This is a genomic window from Mycobacterium sp. (genome assembly GCF_965229265.1).
Classification (GTDB): Bacteria; Actinomycetota; Actinomycetes; order Mycobacteriales; family Mycobacteriaceae; genus Mycobacterium.
The window spans coordinates 472120-488258 of sequence record NZ_CBDDIY010000010.1; the positions used below are offsets into that span (position 1 = coordinate 472120).

14 protein-coding genes are annotated in these 16139 nt (G+C 68.2%); 11 read left to right on the forward strand and 3 right to left on the reverse strand.

The features are described from left to right. The first annotated feature begins 6 nt into the window (after positions 1-6). Positions 7-2478, forward strand: coding sequence for an arylsulfatase (locus tag ADBZ9K_RS04430; protein ID WP_526618752.1), 2472 nt, complete (start codon positions 7-9; stop codon positions 2476-2478). A gap of 4 nt (positions 2479-2482) precedes the next feature. On the opposite strand, the gene ADBZ9K_RS04435 is transcribed toward ADBZ9K_RS04430, so the two are convergent. Then, positions 2483-3103, reverse strand: a complete 621-nt coding sequence (locus tag ADBZ9K_RS04435) for a PaaI family thioesterase (protein WP_526618754.1) — start codon at positions 3101-3103, stop codon at positions 2483-2485. Between the two features lie 176 nt (positions 3104-3279). Here ADBZ9K_RS04435 and ADBZ9K_RS04440 point away from each other — a divergent pair, with 176 nt between their 5' ends. The 5 genes from ADBZ9K_RS04440 (at position 3280) to ADBZ9K_RS04460 (ending at position 9214) form a co-directional block, all read left to right on the forward strand. Further along, positions 3280-4869, forward strand: coding sequence for a regulator (locus ADBZ9K_RS04440; protein ID WP_526618755.1), 1590 nt, complete (start codon positions 3280-3282; stop codon positions 4867-4869). 101 nt (positions 4870-4970) lie between these two features. Beyond that, positions 4971-6662, forward strand: a complete 1692-nt coding sequence (locus ADBZ9K_RS04445) for a tetratricopeptide repeat protein (RefSeq protein WP_526618756.1) — start codon at positions 4971-4973, stop codon at positions 6660-6662. Positions 6663-6699: 37 nt separating this feature from the next. After that, complete coding sequence (locus ADBZ9K_RS04450) at positions 6700-7410, forward strand: rhomboid-like protein (RefSeq protein WP_526618757.1); 711 nt, start codon at positions 6700-6702, stop codon at positions 7408-7410. Positions 7411-7421: 11 nt separating this feature from the next. Next, a complete protein-coding gene (locus ADBZ9K_RS04455) occupies positions 7422-7901 on the forward strand; it encodes a nucleoside deaminase (RefSeq protein WP_526618758.1) in 480 nt (159 codons plus the stop codon). Beyond that, positions 7898-9214, forward strand: coding sequence for an alpha-amylase family protein (locus ADBZ9K_RS04460; protein ID WP_526618760.1), 1317 nt, complete (start codon positions 7898-7900; stop codon positions 9212-9214). Before ADBZ9K_RS04455 ends, ADBZ9K_RS04460 begins: the two co-directional genes overlap by 4 nt. On the opposite strand, the gene ADBZ9K_RS04465 is transcribed toward ADBZ9K_RS04460, so the two are convergent. Next, positions 9211-9636 (reverse strand): DUF1810 domain-containing protein, encoded by a 426-nt coding sequence (locus tag ADBZ9K_RS04465; RefSeq protein ID WP_526618761.1) that lies wholly within the window; start codon positions 9634-9636, stop codon positions 9211-9213. The genes ADBZ9K_RS04460 and ADBZ9K_RS04465 overlap by 4 nt on opposite strands. Before the next feature lie 314 nt (positions 9637-9950). On the opposite strand from ADBZ9K_RS04465, the gene ADBZ9K_RS04470 reads away from it, so the two are divergent. The 5 genes from ADBZ9K_RS04470 (at position 9951) to ADBZ9K_RS04490 (ending at position 15384) form a co-directional block, all read left to right on the forward strand. Continuing rightward, entirely contained in the window at positions 9951-10949 is a 999-nt protein-coding gene (locus tag ADBZ9K_RS04470) for an alpha/beta hydrolase (RefSeq protein WP_526618763.1), read from the forward strand. 131 nt (positions 10950-11080) lie between these two features. Next, positions 11081-13402: an endopeptidase La gene (gene lon / locus ADBZ9K_RS04475; RefSeq protein ID WP_526618764.1), complete on the forward strand. Its 2322-nt coding sequence runs from the start codon at positions 11081-11083 to the stop codon at positions 13400-13402. A 101-nt stretch (positions 13403-13503) separates the two neighbouring features. Continuing rightward, on the forward strand, positions 13504-14319 hold the full coding sequence (locus tag ADBZ9K_RS04480) for an LLM class F420-dependent oxidoreductase (protein WP_526618766.1): 816 nt from the start codon (positions 13504-13506) through the stop codon (positions 14317-14319). A gap of 51 nt (positions 14320-14370) precedes the next feature. Continuing rightward, positions 14371-14703 (forward strand): TfoX/Sxy family protein, encoded by a 333-nt coding sequence (locus ADBZ9K_RS04485; RefSeq protein WP_526618767.1) that lies wholly within the window; start codon positions 14371-14373, stop codon positions 14701-14703. 39 nt (positions 14704-14742) lie between these two features. After that, positions 14743-15384, forward strand: coding sequence for an endonuclease (locus ADBZ9K_RS04490; RefSeq protein ID WP_526618769.1), 642 nt, complete (start codon positions 14743-14745; stop codon positions 15382-15384). Here ADBZ9K_RS04490 and ADBZ9K_RS04495 read toward each other — a convergent pair whose 3' ends face one another. Beyond that, positions 15385-16119 carry an SHOCT domain-containing protein gene (locus ADBZ9K_RS04495; RefSeq protein WP_526620726.1) on the reverse strand — a complete coding sequence of 245 codons (735 nt, stop codon included), beginning with the start codon at positions 16117-16119 and terminating at the stop codon, positions 15385-15387. Positions 16120-16139 lie beyond the last annotated feature (20 nt).

Below are 16139 nucleotides of genomic sequence, written 5' to 3' on the forward strand. Positions count from 1 at the left end.
GGACCGATGGCGAAATCGTCGTCACAGCGCGCAGCCGGTTCCAAGGCCGGCAAGGCAACCAAACCCGTCAAATCCGCCAAGCCGGCCACGAAGACCGCCGGCAAGTCACCCGCGTCCCCCGTCACCGCCGAAGCGCCCCGGGTCCGCCGGGACGTCCTGCCGATCCCCGACACCCAGCACGTCGGGTTGACCACCTATGACGCCAAGGACCCCGACACCAGCTACCCGCCGATCACCACGCTGCGCCCCCCACCGGGCGCACCGAACGTCCTCATCGTGCTCATCGACGACGTCGGCTTTGCGGCCTCGTCGGCCTTCGGCGGACCCTGCAACACCCCGGTCGCCGAACGACTGGCCGGAAGTGGCGTCAAACTCAACCGGTTCCACACCACCGCGCTGTGCTCGCCCACCCGCCAGGCGTTACTGACCGGGCGCAACCATCATTCGGTCGGGATGGGCGCGATCACCGAGATGGCCACCTCGGCCCCCGGCAACAGCAGCATCCGGCCCAAAAACAAGGCGCCGATCGCCGAAACCCTGAAGCTCAACGGCTATTCGACGGCGCAGTTCGGCAAGTGCCACGAGGTCCCGGTCTGGGAGGTCTCCCCGGTCGGCCCGTTCCACCAGTGGCCCACCGGATCCGGGTTCGAATACTTCTACGGGTTCATCGGTGGCGAGGCCAACCAGTACTACCCGGGGCTGTACGAGGGCACGACGCCGGTCGAGCCGCCCCGCACTCCCGAGCAGGGCTACACCCTCACCGAGGACCTGGCCGACCACGCGATCACCTGGGTGCGCCAGCAGAAGGCGCTGATGCCCGACAAGCCGTTCTTCATGTACTTCGCCCCCGGCGCCACCCACGCCCCGCATCACGTGCCGGCGCAGTGGTCGGACAAGTATCGCGGGAAGTTCGACCAGGGCTGGGACGCCTTGCGGGAGAAGATCTTTGCCCGGCAGAAGAAGCTAGGCGTCATTCCCAAGACCGCCGAGCTGACCCCCCGCCACGACGAGATCCCGGCCTGGGACGACATGCCCGACGACCTCAAGCCGGTCTTGGCCCGGCAGATGGAGATCTACGCGGGCTTCCTCGAGCAGACCGACCACGAGGTGGGCCGGGTGGTCGACACGCTGGCCGACCTCGGGGTCCTCGAGGACACGCTGATCTACTACATCATCGGCGACAACGGGGCCTCCGCCGAGGGCACCCCGGTCGGCTGCTTCAACGAGATGGCCGTGCTCAACGGCATGGCGGGCATTGAGACCACCGATTTCCTGCTGTCCAAGATCGATGACTTCGGAACCCCGGAGGCCTACAACCATTACGCGGTCGGCTGGGCCCACGCCCTGTGCACGCCATACCAGTGGACCAAGCAGGTCGCCTCGCATTGGGGCGGCACCCGCAACGGCACCATCGTGCACTGGCCCAACGGCCTGGGCGACAACGGCTCGCTGCGCAACCAGTTCCACCATGTCATCGACGTCGCGCCGACCATCCTAGAGGCCGCCGGCATCCCGGCGCCGTTGAGCGTCAACGGTATTGCGCAGGCACCCCTGGAAGGGGTGAGCATGCTGCCGACGCTGCGCGGCGCTGACTCTCCCGAATCGCACGTCGTGCAGTACTTCGAGATCATGGGCAACCGGGGCATCTACCACAACGGCTGGACGGCGTGCACCAAGCATCGCACCCCGTGGAAGGTCGACACTCCCCCGGCGTTCGACGCCGACGTCTGGGAACTCTACGGCCCGGACGACTGGACCCAGGCGCGCAACCTCGCGGTCGAGAACCCGGAGAAACTTGCCGAGCTGCAACGACTTTGGCTCATTGAGGCGGTGAAGTACAACGTCGTGCCGCTCGATGACCGGTCCTTCGAGCGGATCAATCCCGATATCGCCGGCCGACCTCAGCTGATTAGGGGCACCCGTCAGCTGCTCTTCGACGGCATGCGGGTCAGCGAAAGCTGCGTGCTCAACATCAAGAACAAATCGCACTCGGTGACCGCCGACGTCGTCGTACCCGAAGGCGGCGCCGCCGGGGTGATCTGCACCCAGGGCGGGCAGGTCGGCGGGTGGGCTCTCTACGTCCACGACGGGCGGCTCAAGTACTGCTACAACTTCTTCGGCATCCAGTACTTCATCATCGCCGCCGACCAGCCGCTGCCGGCCGGCAAGCACCAGGTGCGCATGGAATTCGCTTACGACGGTGGCGGATTGGCCAAAGGCGGCACCGTCACCCTGTACCACGACGGCAAGGCGGTCGGCACCGGCCGGGTGGAAATCACCATCCCGATGGGCTTCTCGGCCGACGAGGCCTGCGACGTCGGACGTGACACGGGATCGCCGGCGTCACCGGACTACGGGCCCACCGGCAATGAATTCACCGGACGGATCGACTGGGTGCAGATCGACATCGGGGACGACAACCACGACCATCTGATCACCCCGGCGGACCGGCTCAAGCTCGCGATGGGCAAGCAGTAGTCGCCTACCGCAGCCAGCGGGGTGTGATGAACACGCCCTCAGCCTCCACGGTGATGCCCTCGGCATCCGAGATATGGCCGGCGCAAAAGGTTTTCACGCCGTCGACGCGGGTGATTGCGGCTTCGGCGTGGAGCGGCCCCAACGGGGTGGCCCGCAGGTAGCGCATCGTGATGCTCCCGGTGAAGCGGGGTTTGGCGTCGGGGCTGGCCGCCTCGCCGAGGACGTGGTCGAGGATCAACGCCGACACCCCGCCGTGCACGTGCCCGGGCGGGCCCTCGTAGGCCGCGCCCAGGTGGAAGTCTGTCCAACGCCGGCCGTCCGGCTCACGGTGCATCACCAGTGGAGGGGCAAGGGCGTTGCGGATGCCGATGACGGCGTTACCCCAACTGATGCTCTGCCCCGAGGTCGTGCGCCGCACCCCGAAGGCGCCGTCGATCTGGCGGCTGCGCAGTCGGGCCACCGCCGCGTCGATGTCGGCCTTCACCGTCGCGACCGTCTCGGCATCGGCTTCGGTCCGGATGGTGGCGTCGACCAGGTCGCGCACCGATTCCGCCAGCGGTTCATAGATCGCGCGCAGCCGCTCGATGTCGTCGGCCGACAGGTCCTCGACGGTGAATTCCAGCACCCCTGCACTAGAACACGGTGCCTCCAGGGTGTCTAACCGCCGTCCCGCCGAGCGGCTAACACGATTGACACACAGCCGTTCTCTGTTCGGAATGCGGGCGGCGAGAATGTGCAGGTAGCGACGGACGAGACCGGCTCGGGCCGCGCACCGCTGTCCCGATGCCAGGAGGTCGTCAGATGAGCACCGACGTCACCGCCCAGCCCGCCCCCTCGCCCCCGGCCGACGGGAAACTCGCCTGGTGGACCCGCGGCGATCTGAACGCGTTCTTCGGTCTGGGCTTCAACATCCTGGTCAACGTCCTGACGCTGACCACCCTGATGATCGGCGTGGTCAAACTACCCGCCGACGACGTGCTCGGCACGGTGCTGCCGGCGCTCGGGGTGGCTCTGGTGCTGGGCAACCTCTACTACACCTTCCTGGCCAGGCGACTGGCGCAGCGGGAGAACCGGACCGACGTCACCGCCCTGCCGTACGGGCCCAGCGTGCCGCACATGTTCATCGTGGTCTTCGTCGTCATGCTGCCCGTCTACCTGGCGACCAAGGACCCGATCGAGGCGTGGAAGTCGGGTCTGGCGTGGGCGTTCATGATCGGTGTCATCGTCATCATCGGCGGATTCGTCGGCCCCTACATCCGCAGGCTCACCCCCCGCGCGGCCATGCTGGGCACCCTGGCCGGCATTTCGATCACGTTCATCTCGATGCGGCCCGCGGCGCAGATGTGGGAGGCGGCCTGGATCGGCCTGCCGGTGCTGGCCATCATCCTGATCGGCTTCTTCACCGATGTGAAGCTGCCCGGGAACATCCCGGTCGGCCTGGTCGCACTGCTGGTCGGCACCGCGATCGGCTGGATCGGCGGCTTCATGTCGGCACCGGATGTCAGCCAGGCGATCTCCGACATCGCGATCGGCGTCCCGGACCTGCGCATCGACCTGCTGTTCTCCGGCCTGGCGCACCTGGCCCCGCTGCTGGGCACGGCGATCCCACTGGGCGTCTACAACTTCACCGAGGCGATGAGCAACGTCGAGAGCGCCGCCGCCGCCGGTGACAACTACAACCTGCGCAGTGTGTTGCTGGCCGACGGGGCCGGCGCCGTGATCGGATCGGCCTTCGGCTCGCCGTTCCCGCCCGCGGTCTATATCGGACACCCCGGCTGGAAGGACGCCGGCGGGCGGGCCGGCTACTCGCTGGCCAGCGGCGTGATGGTCGGCCTGCTGTGCTTCCTCGGGTTATTCGGCGTGCTGGCCGCGCTGCTGCCGGTGCCGGCGATCGTGCCGATCCTGCTCTACATCGGGCTGTTGATCGGGGCCCAGGCGTTCCAGGCCGTGCCGCGGCTGCATGCGGTGGCCGTCGTCGCCGCGCTGCTGCCCAACCTGGCCCAGTGGGCCAGCGGGCTGATCGACAACGCGCTCAACGCCGCCGGGACGTCGGCGGCCAAGGTCGGCATGGACGCCCTCGGCGGGGCCGGGGTGGTCTACGACGGGCTGCAGACCCTCGGTGAGGGCGCGATCCTGGTCGGGCTGCTGCTGGGCACCATGGTGACGTTCATCCTCGAGAAGAAATTCCGCTACGCCGCGCTGGCCTCGGTGGTGGCCGCCGCGCTGTCGTTCGTCGGGCTGATCCACGCCCCGCAGATCTCGTGGGCCGCCAATCCCCAAGTGGCGCTGGGCTACCTGTTCTTCGCCGTGGTGTGCCTGGCCTACTCGCTGCTGCCCGCAGCCAAGGAGCCGGTCACCGTCGACGAAGCCGATATCGTGGCCGGCCACTAGGGTTTGGCTCGGCCAGAGGCAAAATCGCCCGAAAAGTCGCGTACTGGTGGGACTTTGCGTCTGCTCGCGGGCGCAGGCCCCGGTGATTTAAGGTGAGCGACATGGCAGTTCCGCTCGGCGACACCGAGCCGTATTACGACCTCGGGGACTACCACCGTCCCGTCGACACCCCCTCGCCCCAGGCGCAGATCTGGTTCGATCGGGGTCTGGTGTGGGCCTACGCCTTCAACCACGAGGAAGCGATCGCCTGCTTCGAGCGCGCCTTGGCGCTCGACGCCGACCTGGCGATCGCCCGCTGGGGTATCGCGTACGCGATCGGGCCCAATTACAACAAGGCCTGGGACGTCTTCGACCCGGTCGACCTGGCGGCCTCACTGGCCCGGGCCCGGATGGAGCTCAAGCTGGCCGCCAGAAGCCGCGCCAGCGTCGTGGAGCAGGCCCTGATCGCTGCGCTGGCCACCCGCTTCCCCACCGATGACCCCGACGACGCCGAGGCGCTTGCCGCCGGCCACACCGCCTACGCCGAGGCCATGGCCGAGCTGGCGAGCGCCTACCCCGACGACGTCGACGTACTGGCGCTGGCCGCCGACGCACTGGTGAACCTCACCGCATGGGCGTTGTGGGACACCACAACCGGTCAACCGGCACCGGGATCACGGGTGGTGGAGGCCAAACGGCTGCTGGACCATGCGCTGACCACCGACGTCGGCCGGGCGCACCCCGGCGTCCTGCACCTCTACATCCACGCGATGGAGATGTCGGCCCATCCCGAAGATGCCTTGCCGGCCGCCGACCTGCTGCGCGGCCTGGTCCCCGACGCGGGTCACCTGCAGCACATGCCGTCCCACATCGACGTGCTCTGCGGGCAGTACCGGGACTCGGTGCTGGCCAACCACGCCGCGGTGCGGGCCGACCGGCGCTTCGTCGAGCACGACGGCCCCCTGAACTTCTACTCGCTGTACCGGGCGCACGACCTGCACTTCGTCGTCTACTCGGCGATGTTCGCCGGGCAATCGAAGATCGCCCTGGCCGCCGCCGACGAGTTGTCCGGACAACTGACCCACGAGCTGCTGTCCATCCAATCCCCGCCGATGGCCGACTGGCTGGAAGCGTTCGTCCCGCTGCGGGTGCACGTGCTGATCAGGTTCGGGCGCTGGGACGAGCTGATCGCCGAGCCGTTGCCCGATGACCCCGACTTGTATTGCAGCACAACCGCTACCATCCACTACGGCCGCGGCGTTGCCCATGCCGCGAAAGGGCAGCTGGCCCAGGCCGCCGCCGAGCGGGAGGCATTCGTCCAGGCCTACGCCCGGGTCCCCGAGTCGCGCTACCTGTTCAACAACACCAGCCGCGACATCCTGGCCGTGGCCGCGGCCATGCTCGACGGTGAGATCGCCTATCGGGAAGGCAATTACGACGAGGCCTTCGACCACCTGCGACTGGCAATCCACCGCGATGACGCACTGCCCTACGACGAACCGTGGGGCTGGATGCAGCCCACCCGGCACGCCTACGGCGCGCTGCTGATGGAGCAGGGGCACATCGAGGAGGCAGCCGCGGTGTATGCCGCCGACCTCGGGCTGGATCCGACGCTGAGCCGGCCCTGCCAGCATCCCGGCAATGTGTGGAGCCTGCACGGCTATCACGAATGCCTGCAGCGGCTGGGCCGCACCGCCGAGGCCCAAATCATCGGCCACCAACTCGACCTGGCCAAGGCCCGCGCCGATGTCCCGGTCCTGGCGTCGTGCGCCTGCCGGCTGGAGGTGTTCGAGAAGAGTTGCTGCGGCGGCTGAGACCCCGGCAGACCTAAGGCCGACGTAAGGTCGACACGTGCACGACGGGTCGATCCAGGCGTCGCCGGCCGCGGCGCACCGTCACGGTTGGCCGCAAAAGGTCGCGCACTTCATAGGCGACGCACCGGTGACCTTCACCTGGCTGACCGTGCTGTTCACCACGACCGCCGTCCAGCACCTGCTGCCGCGGTGGCATCTGCTGCGACTGCTGCGCCGGGACTCGACCAACCTGCACCACCTGGCCTCCGAACCGGTCCGGGTGCTGATCACCAGCCTGCTGTGGATCGACGGCTTCGTGTGGTGGCCGTACGTCGTGGTGTTCTGCCTGTTCCTGGCCCCGGCCGAACGCTGGCTCGGCTCGGTGCGCTTCGTGATCGCCGGGCTGATCGCCCACGTCGTGGCCACCTATCTCAGCGAGGGCTTCCTGTACTGGCAGATCCAGGAGGCGGCGGTCTCCCCGAGGTACCTCAACGCGCGCGACATCGGGGTCAGCTACGTCGTCGTCGGCATCATGGGCCTGCTGACCTACCGCATCGCCCGGCCGTGGCGCTGGCTGTATCTGGCGCTGGTACTGGGCGGTGCCGGCATCGCGGTCCTCACCGTCCACCCGATGTTCACCCAGGTCGGACACCTCTGCGCGGCCCTCGTCGGGCTTGCCTGTTACCCGCTGGCCCGCGGCCGGCCCGCTCGCTCGCTGCACCCGTCGCGGCTGCTGCGCCTCGGCGGCACACCACCCCCGGCTGCGTAGAGTAAGTCAGCGTGGCGATCACCGACGAGGACATCCGGCGGCTCGGCCGCTGCGTCGAACTCGCCCGCGCCGCGTTGGCGGCCGGCGACGAACCCTTCGGGTCGATCCTGGTCGACGCGCAGGGCCGTATCCGGTTCGAGGATCACAACCACGTCGCCGGCGGCGACGCCACCGCACATCCCGAGCTGGCGATCTCCCGCTGGGCGGTGAGCAACCTCTCGCCCGCCGAGCGCGCCGACGCCACCGTCTACACCTCCGGCGAGCACTGCCCGATGTGCGCCGCCGCGCACGCGTGGGTCGGCTTGGGCCGCATCGTTTTTGCGGCCTCCGGCGCACAGCTGACCCAGTGGCTGACCGACTGGCAGATGCCGCTGCCACCGGTGGCGGCGCTGCCGATCACCACGGTGGCCCCGCACCTGGTGGCCGACGGGCCGGCGTGGGAGTACCGCGACGAGATGATGGGCCTGTACGCAGCGAGGTTTCGCCGATGAGCGGGCCGGACTGGGTGCGCCACGCGATCTGGTGGCACGTCTACCCCCTGGGGTTCGTCGGCGCCTTCCCCGCGCTCGAAGCGCCTGGCCCGAACGAACACCGGCTGACCCGGATCGTCGACTGGCTCGACCACGCCGTGGAACTGGGCACGTCGGGTATCGCCCTGGGCCCGTTGTTCGCCTCGCGCACCCACGGTTACGACACCACCGACCATTACCGCATCGACCCGCGGCTGGGCGAGGACGCCGACTTCGACCGGTTGGTCGACGAGGCACACCGGCGCGGCCTGCGGGTGCTGCTCGACGGCGTCTTCAACCATGTCGGAACCGATTTCGAGCGCTACCGCCGCGCAGTCGACGATGACGACCCGGACTCGGCGACGTGGTTTCGCGGCCGCCCCGGGCACTTCCACACCTTCGAGGGCCACGACGAGCTGATCACCCTCAACCACCGCAGCCCCGCCGTCATCGACTACACGGTGGACGTGATGAACCACTGGCTGAGTCGCGGTGCCGACGGCTGGCGCCTGGATGCGGCCTACGCCGTACCCGAATCGTTCTGGGCGACTGTGCTTCCGCGGGTGCGCCAATCCCACCCCGACGCGTGGTTCGTCGCCGAAGTCATCCACGGCGACTACACCGCTTTCGTCGACGGTTCCGGCGTCGACTCGGTGACCCAGTACGAACTGTGGAAGGCGATCTGGAGCAGCCTCAACGACGGAAACTTTCACGAGTTGGACTGGGCGTTGCAGCGCCACAACGATTTTCTGTCCCGGTTCGCGCCGCTGACGTTCATCGGCAACCACGACGTGACCCGCATCGCCAGCCGGCTGGAGCGTGCCGAGCAGGTGGCGCACGCCCTGGTGCTGCTGTTCACCACCGGTGGTGTGCCCACCGTCTACGCCGGCGACGAACTCGGGTACCGGGGCGTCAAGGAGGACCGGGCCGGCGGTGACGACGCGGTCCGCCCCGAGTTCGGCGCGCCGCCACCGCAGCCGGACGCCGCCGGCCGGGAGATCTGGAACCTGCACCAATATCTGATCGGCCTGCGCCGCCGCAATCCCTGGCTGCACCGGGCCACCACCACCGCCCTGAGCCTGGACAACCGCACCTACGCCTACGAAACCCGCCTCGGCGACGACGCGCTGATCGTCGCGCTCAACATCGACGACTCCCCGATGCAACTGCCGGTCACCGAGCTGACCGGAGGCCGGGTCCAACTGCTGGGCGGCACCGCCGCGCCGCCGGCGGACATTGTCGAGCAGGCGGTGGTTCCGCCGCAGGGCTGGCTGATCCTGCGGCCGGTGGACTAGTACGAGAGCAGCTCCAGCGTCCGCGGATCCTGCCGGCCGCCGTAGAACTTGTCCAGTACCGCCAGGAAGTCGGCGTTGTCGTCGGTGGCCCGGGCGAACAGCGTCATCGACGAGCACACTTTGAGGTTGTCGGGCCAGCCGAAGATGTCCTGAGCCGACCGACCTTCGATCGCACTCACCAGCCGGGCGCATTCCCGCAGCCGCGGCCCCAACACCGGGTGCGCCAGGTAGGCCCGCGCCTGCGCCAACGACCTGATCCCGAAAAGCTTTGCCGTGGAACTGCTTCCGAGATCGGCCAGTTGTGGGAACACGAACCAGATCCAGTGACCGCGCTTGGCGCCCGCGCGCAGCTCGGCGAGCACCCTGTCGTAGACGCGATCCTGGGCGTCAACGAAGCGCTGCAGATCGAACGGATCGTCCATCACTTCACCGTGCCACACCGGTGAGGCGATGGCTGTTCGTTGCTGGAGCGTGATCGCACCGTTATCGCCGACCCGGCAATCCCCCCGTGGCGGACTGTGTCTTCGCACGTCAACAGTCATCACCGGCGCCGGGATCGCGATCAAAGTGGCTGGTATTTACCAAGATCCCGAGTCCGGGGCGTCGCCTTATCGTTAGCGAACCGCGACTTGGCGCACCGTCTCGCGTACCGGGGCGGCCCGTCGCTGCGTGATTAGCTACGCAGGCACAGCTGTTGATCGCTAGTGAATCACGTACGAAAGGTGATGTTGTCGTCATGAAGATCGTCGAATTGATGCGAGGCACGTGGTTGCGCCGCCTGGCCGCAGCCACCGTGGCCGCACTCTTCCTGCCCGGCTTGATCGGCGTTGTCGGCGGTTCGGCGACAGCGGCCGCTTTCTCCAAGCCCGGGCTGCCCGTGCTCTACCTGGATGTCCCGTCGGCGGCGATGGGCCGCAACATCCGGATCCAGTTCCAGGGTGGCGGACCGCACGCCGTCTACCTCCTGGACGGCCTGCGCGCCCAGGACGACTACAACGGCTGGGATATCAACACCCCCGCCTTCGAGTGGCTCTACGGCTCGGGCCTGTCCACGGTCATGCCGGTCGGCGGTCAGTCCAGCTTCTACACCGACTGGTACCAGCCGTCGCAGGGCAACGGTCAGAACTACACCTACAAGTGGGAAACGTTCATGACCCAGGAGCTGCCGGCCTACCTGGCCACCAACTACGGGGTGGACCCCAACGGCAACGCCGTCGTTGGCCTGTCGATGGCGGGCAGCGCGTCGCTGACCTACTCCATCTACTACCCGCAGAAGTACACCTACGCCGCGTCGCTGTCGGGCTTCCTCAACCCCTCCGAGGGCTGGTGGCCGATGCTGATCGGTCTGGCGATGAACGACGCGGGCGGCTTCAACGCGCAGAGCATGTGGGGTCCGTCGTCTGACCCGGCGTGGCGGCGCAACGATCCGATGGTCAACATCAACCAGCTGGTCGCCAACAACACCCGGATCTGGATCTACTGCGGCACCGGTACGCCGTCGGATCTGGACACCTCCGGTGGCGGCGGCAACCTGATGGCCGCTCAGTTCCTGGAGGGCTTCACGTTGCGCACCAACAAGACCTTCATGGACAACTACCTGGCCGCGGGTGGACGCAACGGCGTGTTCAACTTCCCGGCCAACGGCACCCACAGCTGGGGCTACTGGGGACAGCAGCTGCAGCAGATGATCCCGGATATGCAGCGGGTCCTGGGCGCCACCCCCACCGCTGGCTAGTCCAGCGCACCACAACAACAGCGAGCCTGTCGCCACCCCCCGGCGGCAGGCTCGCTGCTTTGTGCGATGCGCCGGGAACAAAGCAGCAGCCACCAGGGTTGAGCCGATCAGACTGAACTTTGGAGGATTTGATGGCTGAAGCCACATCTGTGCCGGTGCTCTTCGTCAGCGAGCCGATCGTGCTGCCTGGAATGGTGGTGCCGATCGAACTCGACGACGCCGCCCGTGCCGCGGTGGACGCGGCGCAGGCCACCCCCACCGGCAAGCTCTTGATCGCCCCACGCCTGGACGATCGCTACCCCACCCATGGCGTCATCGCGTCGATCGTGCAGGTGGGTCGCCTACCCGGCGGCGGCGCCGCTGCCGTCGTGCGCGGTGAGACCCGCGCCCACATCGGCTCCGGAACCACCGGGCCGGGCGCGGCGCTGTGGGTCGAGGTCGACGAGATCACCGCGGCCGAGGCAGACGAGGACACCAAGGCACTCGCCGCGGAGTACAAGAAGCTGCTGCTGGCGATGCTGCAACGCCGTGAGGCCTGGCAGATCGTCGACGTGGTCAACAAGATCACCGACCCGTCGGCGTTGGCCGATACCGCCGGCTACGCGTCGTACCTGTCCGACGTCCAGAAGCGTCAGCTGCTGGAGACCGAAGACGTGGCCGCCCGCCTGCGGGTCCTGATCGACTGGACCGCCGAGCATCTGGCCGAGGTCGAGGTCAGCGACAAGATCTCCCAGGACGTCCGCGAGGGCATGGAGAAGACGCAGAAAGAGTTCCTGCTGCGCCAACAGCTCAACGCCATTCGCAAGGAATTGGGCGAAGGCGAACCCGACGGATCCGATGACTACCGCGGGCGTATCGAGGCGGCCGACCTGCCGGAGAAGGTCCGGGAGGCCGCGCTGCGCGAGGTCGGCAAGCTGGAACGCTCCAGCGAGCAGAGCCCCGAGGGCGGCTGGATCCGCACCTGGCTCGACACCGTCCTGGACCTGCCGTGGAACACCCGCACCGAGGACTCGACCGACCTCAAGGCCGCCCGAGACATACTCGATGCCGATCACCACGGCCTGGACGACGTCAAGGACCGCATCGTCGAGTACCTGGCCGTGCGCACCCGTCGGGCCCAACGCGGTCTGCAGGTCGTCGGCGGCCGCGGCTCCGGCGCGGTGATGGTGCTGGCCGGCCCGCCCGGGGTCGGCAAGACGTCGCTGGGTGAATCAGTGGCACGGGCGTTGGGCCGCAACTTCGTTCGCGTCGCCCTGGGTGGCGTGCGCGACGAGGCCGAGATCCGCGGGCACCGGCGCACCTACGTCGGCGCGCTGCCCGGCCGGATCGTCCGCGCGATCGGCGAGGCCGGCTCGATGAACCCGGTCGTACTGCTCGACGAGATCGACAAGGTCGGCTCCGACTACCGCGGCGACCCGTCGGCTGCCTTGCTGGAGGTCCTGGACCCGGCGCAGAACCACACGTTCCGCGACCACTACCTCGACCTGGATCTCGACCTGTCCGATGTGGTGTTCCTGGCGACGGCCAACGTCATCGAGAACATCCCGTCGGCGCTGCTGGACCGCATGGAGCTGGTTCAGATCGACGGCTACACCGAGGACGACAAGGTCGCCATCGCCCGCGACTACCTGCTGCCCCGGCAGGCTGAGCGCGCGGCGCTGACCGCCGAGGAGGTCACGGTCACCGACGCGGCACTGCGCAAGATCGCCGCGGACTACACCCGTGAACCCGGTGTGCGTCAGTTCGAGCGGCTGCTGGCCAAGGCAATGCGGAAGGTCACCACCAAACTGGACTCCAGCGACGCGCCGGTGCGCATCGACGAGCCCGACCTGGTCGAGTACCTGGGACGGCCACGGTTCATGCCGGAGTCGGCCGAACGCACGGCGGTGCCCGGTGTCGCCACCGGCCTGGCTGTGACCGGCCTGGGTGGCGATGTGCTCTACATCGAGGCCGGGTCGACCGACGGCGAGGCCGGACTTCAGCTGACCGGGCAGTTGGGTGACGTGATGAAGGAGTCGGCGCAGATCGCGCTGTCCTACGTCCGCAGCCATGCCGAGCAGTTGGGCGTGGATCCCGCGGCGCTGAACCGCAAGATCCACGTGCATGTGCCGGCCGGCGCGGTGCCCAAGGACGGGCCGTCCGCCGGTGTGACGATGGTGACGGCGCTGGTGTCCATGGCCACCGGGCGGCAGGTCCGCTCCGATGTCGGAATGACCGGTGAGGTCACGCTCAACGGCCGGGTGCTGCCCATCGGTGGTGTCAAGCAGAAGCTGCTGGCGGCCCAACGCGCCGGATTGTCAACGGTTTTCATCCCGCAGCGCAACGAGCCCGACCTGGACGACGTGCCGGCCGAGGTGCTCGAGGCGCTGACGGTCAAGCCGATGACCGACGTCGCCGAGATCGTTGCGCAGGCGCTCGAGCCGGCCGCTGAGGCGGTGACGACCGCAGCCTGACCCGCCGCGACAAGACGCAGAATCGCACGAATTCGAGAGGATCCGTGCGATTCTGCGTCTGCTCGCGGAATAAATCGAGGGGTATCCGGTTTGTGGCGGGAGTGACCTATCCCGTGCGTATCGCCGTACAGATCCAGCCAGCCGAGACCCCTGACTACGCCACCTGGCGCCAGGCCGTCCTGCATGCCGAGGAAATCGGGGTGGACGTCATCTTCGGCTACGACCACTTCCATGCGCCGTTCATCGAGTCGATCGCCGACGCGAAGGTGGTACTGGCCGACGTCCAGCCCGACGTGAACAACTTCGAGGGCTGGACCGCGCTGGCATCCTGGGGAGAGATCACCACGCGTGCCGAGCTGGGACTGCTGGTTGCGGGCATGGGCTACCGCAATCCGGACCTGCTCGCCGACATGGCGCGCACCGTCGACCACATCAGCGGCGGGCGGGCCATCCTTGGCGTCGGCGCCGGTTGGTACGAGAAGGATTACACCACGTACGGTTTCGACTTCGGGACGGTCAAATCCCGAGCCGACCTGTTCGACGAGGGCCTGCTGCGCATCGAGCGCCGGCTCGAGTTGTTGCAGCCGGCACCGCTGCGCAAGATCCCGATCCTGATCGGTGGATCCGGCCCCAAGCGGACGCTGCCCGCCGTCGCACGCCACGCCGATATCTGGCACACCTTCCTGCCCATCGACTCCTACCGGGAGGCCAGTGCCCGCCTCGCCGAGCTGGCCGCTGGATTCGGGCGTGCCGACAGTGACATCGAGCGCTCGACGCTGTGGACCGATCCGCAATCGGCAGACGACTACCTGGCGGCGGGAGCGACGTTATTCCATACCGAGGTTCGCGCCTCCGGGGGTCAATACGACCTCGGCACGGTCGAGAAGCTGGTCGCCTGGCGCGATACGAAGCGCTGACGCACGTCCCACTCGCGGGCCACAATCGCACTGGATGGAAGGGAGCGTCGCGTGGCCTACGACGAGGAATTGGCGAACCGGATCCGGGAACTCCTCGCCGCTGAACGCGCCGTCGAGGAGAAGCCGATGTTCGGCGGCTTGGCCTTCCTGATCGACGGCAACATGGCGGTCGCTGTTAGCGGGCGCGGTGGGCTGATGGTGCGCGTGCCGCCGGAGGACACCGCCGCTGTGCTGGCGCGCCAGCACGTTGAGCCGATGATCATGGCCGGGCGGGAGACCCGCGGCTGGGTCCGCGTCGTCGGCACCGGGCTGCGAACGGGCCGTCAACTGCACAGCTGGGTCACCCGCGGCGTCGACTACGCAAGATCCTTGCCGCCGAAATGATCCGGTTTGCCGCCGGGCCGGCCGGGCAAAGCAGCCGTGATGGAGACCCGTAGCGCGACCGAAACCGTCCGCCGCCTGCTGCGCGAAGCAGGCAGAACCTATGCCGCCGAGGCAGGGATCACCCTGCGGGACACCCCGATGCCGCTGTTCCAGCTGCTGGTGTTGTGCATGCTGGCCAGCAAGCCGATCGACGCCGCCGTGGCCGCCCGCGCCGCCACCGAACTGTTCGGCGCCGGCCTGCGTACCCCGCGTGCGGTGCTTGCCGCCGAGCGGCACACGATGATCGACGCGTTCGGCCGCGCCCATTACGTCCGCTATGACGAGAGTTCGGCCACTCGGCTCACCGACATCGCCGCCCGCGTCGACCAGGAGTACCACGGCGACCTGCGTGGCCTGGCCAGGATCAGCAAGCCCGACGTCCGGTCGGCCAAACAGCTGCTCAAGCAGTTCGCCGGCATCGGCGACACCGTCGCGGACATCTTTCTGCGCGAGGTGCAGGACGTCTGGCCCTGGGTGCGCCCCTACTTCGACCCCCGCGCCCTGGACGCCGCGGCCGACCTGGGACTTCCGCGCGACCCGACCGAGCTGGCCGGCCTCACCGGGTGGGCGGTGGCGCCGCTGGCTGCCGCGCTGGCGCGGGTCTGGATCGACGACGACGTCCGCCGACGCGTCGCGGGCTGATCACCAGTCCAGCAGCCGCTTTCGTGCCGTGGCGAACTCGGCGTCGGTGAGGTCACCGCGATCACGCATGGTCGTCAGTTTGCGCAACTGGTCGGCGACCTCCGGGTCGAGGTCGGCAGGCGGCGGGCAAGCCCGCTGCAGCGGTTCGTCCTCGATCAGTTCGATGTGGTCCGGTCGTGCCGGATCGATGCGGACCGCGACCCTGTCGTCGGGCTCGGGAATCTCGCCAAGGGTGAACGTCGCGGTCAGGCGTGCTTCGTAAGCCGCTGAGCCGTCGGCGCTTTCGACCCGCAGCCGCAGCACGCGGCGGCTGGAGTCCTTGGTGGCTACCACGTTGAACGTCGGCCTGATGACCGCGAGCACCACCCCGGTGCCGCGCTGCCCGCCGGCACGCAGGCGGTCGACCCGCGACACCTGGACAACCAGCCACGTCGCGTAGCCGATGGCCACCGCCGCCCACAGCACCAGCCACCACAGTGACACCGGCGCCGTCCAGTCCGCGGCCCACGGCACTATCGAAGCGACGAACCAGCCGAGCAGCACCGAGCGTGGCGATCGGCGCGAAATAGCAAGAAACACAACGAACTGAGCAACATAGCCGACGATCCAGCTGCCCAACACCCATGCCTTGACCGTGCCGGGGGCGCTCTGGGCCAGCACTCGCGCGGCGATCAGCGCCGGTACGACGATCAGTACGCACCACAGCGCCGACAGGGCCGCGATCGTTCGCCACATCACCGGGTCACGGTATACCG